The 10,264-nt window shown below is 41.5% G+C and carries 7 protein-coding genes; 5 read left to right on the forward strand and 2 right to left on the reverse strand.

Annotated features, from left to right (window positions below):
• Positions 1-106 precede the first annotated feature (106 nt).
• On the forward strand, positions 107-2,641 hold the full coding sequence (locus ACFS6H_RS13285; RefSeq protein WP_386099531.1) for a T9SS type A sorting domain-containing protein: 2,535 nt from the start codon (positions 107-109) through the stop codon (positions 2,639-2,641).
• 289 nt (positions 2,642-2,930) lie between these two features.
• Here the strand turns inward: ACFS6H_RS13285 and ACFS6H_RS13290 are convergent, their stop codons facing one another.
• The gene (locus ACFS6H_RS13290; RefSeq protein WP_386099534.1) at positions 2,931-3,170 is read right to left on the reverse strand and encodes a hypothetical protein; all 240 of its coding nucleotides are present in this window, start codon (positions 3,168-3,170) and stop codon (positions 2,931-2,933) included.
• A 160-nt stretch (positions 3,171-3,330) separates the two neighbouring features.
• Positions 3,331-4,011 carry a response regulator gene (locus tag ACFS6H_RS13295; RefSeq protein WP_386099537.1) on the reverse strand — a complete coding sequence of 227 codons (681 nt, stop codon included), beginning with the start codon at positions 4,009-4,011 and terminating at the stop codon, positions 3,331-3,333.
• A gap of 462 nt (positions 4,012-4,473) precedes the next feature.
• Between ACFS6H_RS13295 and ACFS6H_RS13300 the strand changes: the two genes are divergently transcribed.
• The 4 genes from ACFS6H_RS13300 to ACFS6H_RS13315 all read left to right on the forward strand — a co-directional run bounded on the left by ACFS6H_RS13300 (position 4,474) and on the right by ACFS6H_RS13315 (position 10,263).
• A complete protein-coding gene (locus ACFS6H_RS13300) occupies positions 4,474-5,235 on the forward strand; it encodes a hypothetical protein (RefSeq protein ID WP_386099540.1) in 762 nt (253 codons plus the stop codon).
• A gap of 285 nt (positions 5,236-5,520) precedes the next feature.
• Complete coding sequence (locus ACFS6H_RS13305) at positions 5,521-5,883, forward strand: DUF2200 domain-containing protein (protein ID WP_386099543.1); 363 nt, start codon at positions 5,521-5,523, stop codon at positions 5,881-5,883.
• A gap of 797 nt (positions 5,884-6,680) precedes the next feature.
• Entirely contained in the window at positions 6,681-8,993 is a 2,313-nt protein-coding gene (locus ACFS6H_RS13310; protein WP_386099546.1) for a hypothetical protein, read from the forward strand.
• Between the two features lie 172 nt (positions 8,994-9,165).
• Positions 9,166-10,263, forward strand: a complete 1,098-nt coding sequence (locus ACFS6H_RS13315) for a hypothetical protein (RefSeq protein WP_386099549.1) — start codon at positions 9,166-9,168, stop codon at positions 10,261-10,263.
• The last annotated feature ends 1 nt before the right edge of the window (position 10,264 follow it).

Here is a 10,264-nt window from a genome sequence, read left to right on the forward strand (position 1 = left end):
AGTTACTTTCTTTTGATTTGGATAAGAATTCCCGGTAGTAAACAATTGGTTCCCGTTGCTGAATAAAGAAGTGCTGCTGAAATCTCACTTTTTTAATTACCTACTTATGAAAAAAAACTTTATTCTGTCTGTTACAGTTGTGATACTGTTAGTTTTTTTTGGACCAAGTGTAAATGGACAAGTAATTGGCAATTGTACCGCTAATGCTGGCGGAAATGCTGTCGTTTGCGGATCTTCTACCACCCTTACAGGTAGTGCCAGTGGAAATGTGGGTGCTTTTCCTCCAACCTGGACGTTTATCACGGGGCCTGTAACACCGGTTATTGCAAGTCCTAATACCTTCACTACGAATGTAACGGGCATGACAGCTGAGGGTAGTTATACATTCAGACTGGCACAACGTTGCGGAACAGGCACGGCAACTTCCCAGGTAGTGATCACGGCACATCCGCGACCGGCATCTTTTACGGCCGGACCTGATATACTGAACGTTTGCGCCACTACCGGCAGTACGCCATTAAGTGGTGTTATCCCCGCGGGGTTTACAGGTGCCTGGCGTGCAGTAAATATCTGGCGTTATAACCGGGCAGGTGAAACGGTCAGTACTAACGCACAATTCAGCAGTACCACTGTGGCTACTCCTACTTTTTCTTTGATAAATACATCCAACCACCAGATAGATCCCGCTTACTGGGCTATTTTGAGAATTACTTCCCTGGATGGTGTATGCTCTTATGAAGATACTACTGTTGTTAGCTTTATTCCTAACCCTAACATTAATCCTCCTCTGAATACTTCCCGTTGTGTGTCAGCGGCCAGTCCATCACATTATATTAACCTCACGGCAGCGCCGTATTTCAATACCAATTATGCAGGATCGGCGGGAGCAAGCAGTACCACTATTTCACTGAATGTGTTAACGCAGCCTGCCGGTGCTAATATGAGTTTTGCACGGCTGGATGACAATAATTTTTTCTTTTTTAATGGTGTTACACAGCCAGGTACCTATACCTTTACGATTACGGTAACAAATAGCTGCGGTACTTATACTTCGCCTACGCTTACCTATACTTTCATGGGATTAAGGCCTAATCCTGTTAATTTACAACCTTCGGGCCATGTTGCACCGGAACAACTGGTGATCTATTACACAACTGGAAGCGGGGGTGAGGTACACTGTAACCTGGCCGGTACCAGTACACCTCAAAGTTTTTATTTTGATGTGGATCCCGTAGATCCTGCAACTGTATTGACAACGGTCACGCCTAGTGGGGTATTACCTCCCGGAGGGGCACCTACGGTTGTGGTTACAGGAGCCAATACTTATAATCGTGAAGCAATAGTTACACCTCCGGCGGGCGGCTGGCGTGTGGGCACTTACCGGTTCAGTATCAGTGTAAGTAATCCTGATGGCAGTTGTGCCACCAGCCAGTTGTATTATATCCATGTGTCGGACCAGAGCAGACCTAAAGTGGAGGTAGCGGATATAAATGTGTGTTATCCGGGAACAGGTGCTGTATCTGCAACTGTACCCTTGCCGGCTATATATAAAGGGATAGTGAATAGCAGTTATTTCCAGGATTTTAGCGCCTATTACCAATTCGAATTACTGTCAGGTCCTGCCGGTGCAGCGGCTCCGGCATATACAACCACAGATCTCCGTTCCATTACCAGTACCTCCACTGTTATTTCAAATCTTAACAGGATAGGGGAATATCGTTTCAGGATAACCCCGGTTGCCTATAATGCAGGTGTGGGTGCTTTTTTAAACCAGGAGTACGCCTGTTCGGGACAGGCCATGGCCGATACATTTGTGGTAAGGCTGGAAGGATTGATCAATGCCAATGCCGGAAGTGACCAGGTATTAGGGAATACCAATACGGCAAATCTCGCTGGCAATGATCCGGGTGTAGCCACTGGTGTGTGGACATTAGTATCGAAACCGGCTAATGTAACGCCGCTTATTACAGCACCTGGTAACAGGTTTACCAGTGTTACCAATATGAACGTAGCCGGTTTATATGAATTTGCCTGGACGATTACTACGCCCTACGGGGGGTGTGTGAGTACGGATAATGTTGTTATTAATATTACCACTACGCTGGGGGTTAAATGGTTAAATTTTACTGCGGAGAAAAATACCGCCGGGGTGATGTTAAACTGGGCTACCAGCAGCGAGGAAAATAATAAAGGATTTGAGATAGAAAGAAGCAGCAATGGCCTGGATTGGGAAACGACCGGTTATATGGCTTCTCTTTCTTTAACAGGTAATAGTAACCAGGTATTGAACTATCAGTTTACTGACCATCAACCTGTAAACGGTATTAATTTTTACCGTTTAAAACAAACTGACCTGGATGGCAGATATGCATACAGCATTGTAAGTAAGGTGACCTTTGATCATACAGGCCGTTACCAGGTTTATCCCAACCCCGTAACATCAACACTTTTAGTTAAAGGTTTAAGTGGAAAAAATGTGGTTCGGGTATTAAATCTTAATGGCCAGGTAGTTAAGGTTGTTCAAACGAATGGCGAAACAGTGGCGACAATCGATGTTTCACAACTGCCGGTGGGGATGTACCTGGTGGAAACAGAAGGCAGGACAGGAAATAAAGAAGTGTATAAAGTGGTAAAGCAATAAACGCGATCCAATACATTTTGGGAAACCAGGTTGTGATTGTTACAATAGTGTAACCCCGGTTGAATGCCGGGTTTACATTAATAGAGATAATGAAAAGTTATTGATCTCTGTATATCAATTTTTTAAACAAACGTATTCAGGTAGTACTATAATTTTTTTCAGTATCAGGTACTTTCCTTTGATTTGAATAACAATGCTGGTGACAACAGGAATATCTGCTCCTGGTTTGTTACATAATGACTACTTGTAAATAATACTTGTTTAAAAAACTTATGGAAAAGAACTTTTTTCAACCCGTTACTTTCATTGGGGGGATACTACTTTTTATAATAAAGGGAAATGCAGAGATAATACCTAATTGTGCTGCCAATGCAGGTGTGGATGTAACGTTTTGCAGTTCTTCTGTTACCCAGGCGATCAGGGCCAGTGGCAATATCTGCGCTTTTTCTCCAGCCTGGATCCTGTAATGCCGTCTATTGTCAGTCACAATACTATGACTACAAATGTTCGGGGCAGTAGCGTGGGGCATATATAATGATTACAAACTGATATAGTTTAAAATAGCTAACCTTGAAGTTCATTAAGTTAGGGAGATGGTTAATTATCAACCGGGTTTTTTAGCCCGGTTTCTTTATGGTACTACTACACCTCAGTTCTTATAACCAACAGGCCGGAAGAACCGCAGCGGTTTAGAGGTCGTCCAGCTGTACAATGCCGTTCTGGAGGGCAAATTTGATCACCCCGGCCAGGTTTTTAGCGCCAATACGCCGGGTTATATTGCTCCGGTATTGCTCAACAGTTCTTTCTGAAAGGCCTATATTCTTACTTATTTCCTTTGTGTTCATCTGTTTGCACAGGAGTTTGATCATTTCTATTTCCTTACCCGAAAATTTGGTATTGGCGATCAGGTGTTTTACTGAATAATCATCCTCGGTGCCTGAAAACCGGTTAATGATATGGGTACGGGCTTCCTGGCTAAAATATTCCTTGTTGTTCAACAATAAATGAACGGCTTTTACAAATTCCTCATCATCGTCTTTTTTAATAACGTAGCCATTGGCCCCTGCTTTCAGCATTTTTAAAATTACATCGGCCGAATACGTAAAGGAATACACCAGGATGATAGCGGAGGGTAGTTTATACTTTAATTCCCGGATGAGTATATCACCGGTGGTGTCCGGGAGATAATTGTCCACAATGATCATCTGTGGGTTGTGTTTAAGCGCCAGGCTTTTGGCGGTTGCCCCATCATGGGCCATATAAAAAGATTCAAATAAATCGCCGATCAGGAGCTTGATCCCGTTTACAATCATTTTATGGTCATCTATTACCAGAACGGAGTTATATTTCTGAGTGAGTTCTGTTGTCATATCTGAATAGGTATTGAATAGGTATCGTTTTCGGGTTTGCTGATTTTTGAGGCCCCCGGGTGATGGCAATAGCGGTTGCCATTAACCTTTTTAGGGAATAAGTCTTTAACCAGGGCCTTTTTTCTCAAAGTAAAGTTGTTAGTAGCGTTTTTTGACAAAAGTCAATTTAATGCAGTAAAAATATAGCATACTCTACAAAAACTTCTAATGGTTTGCGTATTTCTGCAATAGAACGTGATATTTCAATCCTAAAATAGTATTTGTTCAGTTTACCCGAATGGCCGTCCTCTATTTTTTTTCGGAGCCCTGGCGATACTGTTACCTCTTGCAGGACGATTGGTACTCCTGTTAAAAGATTTTCTGTTCATCTATTATAAATGTTGTTGGTCGATTGGGCCTTTTACCTGCCTGTTTGTCTCTATAGTTTTGAGATAATAAAATTTACTCACTAAAATAACTTATATGAAACGGGGAAAGATTTTTTTGGGCATCACTGTTCTGTTGTGTTTATACTGCCTGGTTGCCTGTAAAAAGAAAGCGAATAATACTGACACTGTTCTGCCGGGTGGTATTGAAGTAAAAACCGAAGCAGGCAATGGGATAACTTATAAAGTGTATATCCCTGCCGGTAATGTCTATAAAGGTATCCTGGTGATGGGCAGTGGTAATAATGAAAACAATCCTTCGGCAGGCAGCCTGAACGGTACTTCAGAAAATGAGCTCTGTAAAAAAGCCGCCGAAAACGGTTATGTGGCAGCTATTGTAGCCTACCGGAAAGGCCCGGGTACTGCAGACTGGAATAAAAGTGCCCAAATGATGGGCGAGGACTATGATAATTGTATAAAGGCGCTGGCCACAAAATATGATATTGATAAGAACAGGTCGGTGGTAGGTGGGTTTTCCTACGCTACATTTATCCTGTTCACACAGATCGCTTATTACAATAATCTTAGTTACTGTAAAGGTATGCTGGGGGCCTGCGGTGGCACTGACGCTGATAAGATCAATAAATTTAAAATACCGGTATTTGCCATTAACTGTGCCGGCAATAACGAGGGTGATAATATTACCGGCTTTTATGGCAGGCCCCTGTTTGATAAAATTCCGGCATCCTCACCCATTAAACCGCAAAGCGGTGGTATTACCGATGGTTCCTGTAATACCCATTGTGCTAAACCCTGGACAGATGAACTGTATAACCAGTTAAAGAAATGGTTGCCTTAAACTATCATTAAGAATGATTCATAAAAATGCCACTCTTACAAGATATATATGAAGGGCGGCCTCCCATTGGCTGTGATAATATCAGCAGCAACAATACTCCTGTCCTGCTAATATTATAAATACAATGTTTGGGAGTAGCATTGTATGCGTTTCTATATGCCTCACTAGCTACTTATCGGTAAAAAAAGGTAATATTGTAAGTAAAGGTAAGCCGGTGACATAGTTTATGGAACTGGTGTATCCAAGCACTTATACCTAAAAACGTAATGCCATAAAACTTACAATATGAAGTCGATCAGTGCACATGATGAACGTATCGCAAAAATGATCTTCGGTTCTGTTTATCCCATGTATGTTCAAAAAGTGGAGAAAAAGGGAAGAACGGAGGAGGAGCTGATTGAAGTAATCACCTGGTTAACGGGCTTTACGCCAAAAAAAATTCAGGACCTGGTTGCTAAAAGAGCAACCTTTGAAGAATTCTTTGAACAGGCCACGCTCAATCCAAATGCCCACCTGATCACCGGTGTAATATGCGGTTACCGCGTGGAAGAGATTGAGAATGCCCTGACACAAAAAGCCCGCTACCTGGATAAACTGGTAGATGAACTGGCAAAGGGCAGGAAGATGGAAAAGATACTCAGGAGTTGATAACTATTATATAGAGGAATTATGGTGGTTTTATGTTAGAGCTTTTTTGGGGAAGCTGTATTTCCTTGCGACAATTAACTTTTTTATTATTGGCGGGTTATTCCCGCTTTTTTTTATACCCGCACTTTATTCATAGATTTTGTCAGGAAACTGACAATTGAATAATATTATATGGTTAGTGTGCGATAAGTGTTTTTACTTAATAAAGTATTGTACATTAATAGTAATATGAATAGAAGATATACATCAAAAATGTAGTATTTTCTTTGGATGTTCATTTTATGACAAATGTCAAAAAGGCTTGTGAAGTTTTGAAAATCAGGGTATAACGGTACTGTATTGTCGGTATGAATTTTTTCGTACGATTATAGTCGTATGGTGCCATTGATTTTTGAATGATGTTATTATCTATCTTCGGCAGTAGTGAGATCTTATCAGTTTTATATGGACAAAGTGTTGCACTAAGTAGTAATTGTTTTGATAGTGGTGTTAGAAGTTAGTAATAGTTCATATTTATAATAGAGATTTCTTTAGTAAGCATGTTTATTTTCTTTTCCATGGGGAAAAACACCTGAAAAGATGAGTTTTTTCTCATTGTTTGTATTCTCCGGTAAAAGAACTTGCCTATTAAATAAACTGACAAAGTTTATTATGAAGAAATTCATGCTTATGAGATTTTGAGAATAATATATTAGTAGCAAAATAAAAATTTTAATTATTTATGTAATGATCCTGGTCGCCGCATCTACAAAAATGTAGCTTAACTTTTAAACCCGAACCGTCCAAAACCACTGTCTTTGTCCACCACTTTCAGTAAAATATTCGTATTTGTGCTGTTGCATATATGCTGCGCACAAGTTATCCTGGCTCAGACTGAGCAGCAGGATGACCGGTTGAACTGGTTGCTTGACAGTACCCAGGTAACTGGTAACGGTTGTTTTGGCTGGTTAACTACTGCTGCAGGTGCTATTCCCAGATATTATCCTGCAATTGCCAGGCAGACAGATGTTAAAATACCTTTACTGAGTATTCATGGTGATGTAAGCTATGACTTCCAATACAGGTCTTTTGTAGATACTCCTTACTACCAGAAAGACTTTTCGCAACACAGTATCCAGGCTAATCTCAATATTGTTTATCGCAATCAATACCCCATGCGGGTGGTCATTCGGCAGCGTTTTAATAACTCTCCTTATTTCCGGGATATGTTTGATATTAATGCGCAGTTCAATGAACGCATGATGACAAACCGGGCCAAACAACTACTGTTACAACAAGCCGACAACTGGATGCATCAGCGCTTAAGCGGCTTATATGCCAAAGCCGATTCCTTAAAACAGGAATACGAGCAATACAAAAAATCAGTTACGGCTTTAACGACTGAATTAAGCTCAGAAGCAAAATTTTCGGCATTAGTAAAGGCCAAAGAGCAATTTGTGGAAAGGGAAATGAAGCAACTTGCTGATGAAAAAAAGCAACAGGGCCTTGAAGTACCTGACACAGAAGTGTTGAAGCAGCAGGTAATGTCGCGTTATGATAGTGTACTGCGTAAAGGATTTGCGCAGTGGTCTCTTGATAGTATCAATAACCCCGGGCTCGCGAAACTCCAGGGAAAACAAAAAGACCTGGAAAAAAAACAACAGGACCTGCGCAGTAAGGAGCAGGATATACGTAAAGCCGAACGCCAGATCACCGATTCAATTGCCTCACTTAAAAAACAGGTGAACCAGTTGCGTGATGGAAATATGCTCAGGGAATTTGTGAATGAGAACAAAAACCTGGAGAAAGAACTGCCTAAAGGCTGGCGCCTGTTAACCAGCATTAAAAACATTGGTATCGGCAGAAGCTGGGTGGACTATTCGGAGCTGACCATTAAAAATATTTCTTTGACAGGTGCGCATGTGGAATTGAACCCCGGGAAACTATACATAGCTGCAGGAGCAGGCCGTGTGAATGCCCGGTTCAGGGATTTTGTACTAAACAACCAGCGTGAACAACCCCGGCAAAATGTACACTTTATCAGGGTAGGGTTGGGCGACAAAGAAAAAAACAACCTGATCCTTACCTATTATAGTGGTAAACGTTCCCTACTGAATTTTATTACTGATAGTGTCAGGCCGGTAACATCGGCGGCACAAAACATCATGGGTATTTCGTTGGAAAATCATATCCGTATTGACCGTAACAATGAGCTTACGCTGGAAATTGCCCGTTCTTCCTTTTCACCATCGGCCGCTAATGCCGGTAAAGATGAGGGCTGGCAACAGGTATTCAATGTGAACAACCGTAGCAATGAAGCATATAGTGTTAAACTCAATAGCTACTGGCCGCAGACACAAACTACTGTCAGCGGTTTCTATCGTAAAATGGGCGAACACTTTCAATCCTTTAACCTTCAGCCGCTGAATACCGAACAGGAATCTTATGCGGTAAAACTAAAACAATACCTGTGGCGTCAGCGGGTGCAGGTAGAAGCAGGTATTCGTAAAAATGATTTCTCCAGCCCATATGCTAACCCCGGTTTGCAGAGCAAAACAATCTTTAAATCGGTGATGGCCAGTGTGCGTATACCAAAATACCCCGTTATTACAGTGGGCTTTTATCCCAGCAGCCAGCTAACCATGCTGGACAATAATGTACTGGTCGAAAATCAATACAATACCTTAACCGGTATACTGTCCTATGCGTTCCGTTTACAAAAAGCAGCCATGACCAGTAATCTTTCTTACCTGAAATTTTATAATACGGCGGCCGATACCTCCTTTATTTATTACAATGCTACCAACTGGTCTCTGAACCATAGCATTTTCTGGCAAAAGTTACAATTACAAAGCGGGTTGTCATACGCTTCACAATCCGGTTTAAAAGTAACTACGCTGGAGCAGTCAGCCGGTTACCAGTTAAAAAACTGGTTATATGTACAGGGCGGTTTAAAGTACAATCATGTTAACACAGCTAAAACCCTATGGGGTGGTACCGGCGGTTTAACGATCAATATACCCAAACTGGGCAGGGTACAGTTTCAATATGAACGTAGTTATTTACCGGGCTTGGACCGGAACTTATTACCGATGGACATGGGACGATTTAATTTTTACAGGTTGTTTTAATATAAAATGATATGGAAAAAAGAGATAAATATTATGATGCCGGCTGCAGCGCCTTGATGGAACTGCTCTTGCGACGCTCCGTTCAACTGTAGTAATACTATTGAGCTTTTTCAATGACATAAAACAAGTTACTCAAAAATATAGTTGACCATAAAACGATAAACTATTGCGAATGAAAAATAAACTTTACCTCTTACTACTACTATTTCATATGGCAGGAATGGCGGTGTATGCGCAGGTGCAGATACAGGGTACTTTACCGGCAGTAGGGTTGGTACAAAGAAACCAGCTCTGGAACCTGGTACTGATCAATGGTGCCGTAGGCGATATAAATGGTGTAGTGGAGCTAAAACTCCGGGACCGAAGCAACGGTCTGGAACTGTTAACGGCTGTCACCAATACCATTACTTTAAAAAAAGGTGCCAATACGGTAAATATCAATAACCTTTCACCGGTGCAGTATAACTATACCGGTATGCAACCGGATAATTCACTGAACGGCCTGATACCTGTCGGCAGTTATATAGCCTGTTACTCATTTGTACATTTTGTATCTGACTACCAGGAAACCCTGGCGCAGGAATGTTTCTCCTTTGATGTGGAGGCATTGAGTCCGCCGATGCTGATCTATCCCACTGATAGCAGCCGCCTGGATATAGCACCTGCACAATTCTCCTGGATACCACCAGCGCCGGCCAACCTCTTCCAGGCCCTTCGGTACGAGTACCTGGTGGTGGAGATCAACCCAGGACAACTGGCGGCAGAAGCGATCCAGGAAAATATACCATTATATAATACGGGTAGTCTCAGTAACAATGTACTCAGTTATTCAGCCGCTTCCCCCGCATTTCAAAAAGATAAGTGGTATGCCTGGCAGGTGATTGCCCGGGATGGGGACCAATATGCCGGTAAATCGGAAACCTGGGTATTCAGTGTTACTAAAGCAGATAGTATTCCTGTTAAAAGGGTAGAGTCTTCTTATATGGTGCTTACAGATAATGTCCAAAATATAGGTATTAATACTCTTACAGATAAATGGTTACGTCTAAATTATTATTCCTATAGCGGCTCTTATAAAACTGAAATAGTTGTTGTTGCTCCATCTGGAGATGTTATTCAAAGGGAAGAAATGGTTGTAAAATACGGAGATAATTATTTTGATATAAAACTGAAAACCGATATTAAAAAAGGTGAGGTGTATATAATAATCCTTAATGGAATTGACAACAAAAAGTATAAAGCATTATTTAGTTTAACCAACCAAAAATAGA

The sequence above is a fragment of the Terrimonas rubra genome, assembly GCF_042686025.1.
Classification (GTDB): domain Bacteria; phylum Bacteroidota; class Bacteroidia; order Chitinophagales; family Chitinophagaceae; genus Terrimonas; species Terrimonas rubra.

Excerpts from the sequence above, each read along its gene's own strand:
- ACFS6H_RS13290 (WP_386099534.1), bottom strand. The coding sequence starts at position 3,170 with ATGCCCCACGCTACTGCCCCGAACATTTGTAGTCATAGTATTGTGACT.
- ACFS6H_RS13315 (WP_386099549.1), top strand. The coding sequence starts at position 9,166 with ATGAAAAATAAACTTTACCTCTTACTACTACTATTTCATATGGCAGGA.
- ACFS6H_RS13285 (WP_386099531.1), top strand. The coding sequence starts at position 107 with ATGAAAAAAAACTTTATTCTGTCTGTTACAGTTGTGATACTGTTAGTT.
- ACFS6H_RS13300 (WP_386099540.1), top strand. The coding sequence starts at position 4,474 with ATGAAACGGGGAAAGATTTTTTTGGGCATCACTGTTCTGTTGTGTTTA.
- ACFS6H_RS13295 (WP_386099537.1), bottom strand. The coding sequence starts at position 4,011 with ATGACAACAGAACTCACTCAGAAATATAACTCCGTTCTGGTAATAGAT.
- ACFS6H_RS13305 (WP_386099543.1), top strand. The coding sequence starts at position 5,521 with ATGAAGTCGATCAGTGCACATGATGAACGTATCGCAAAAATGATCTTC.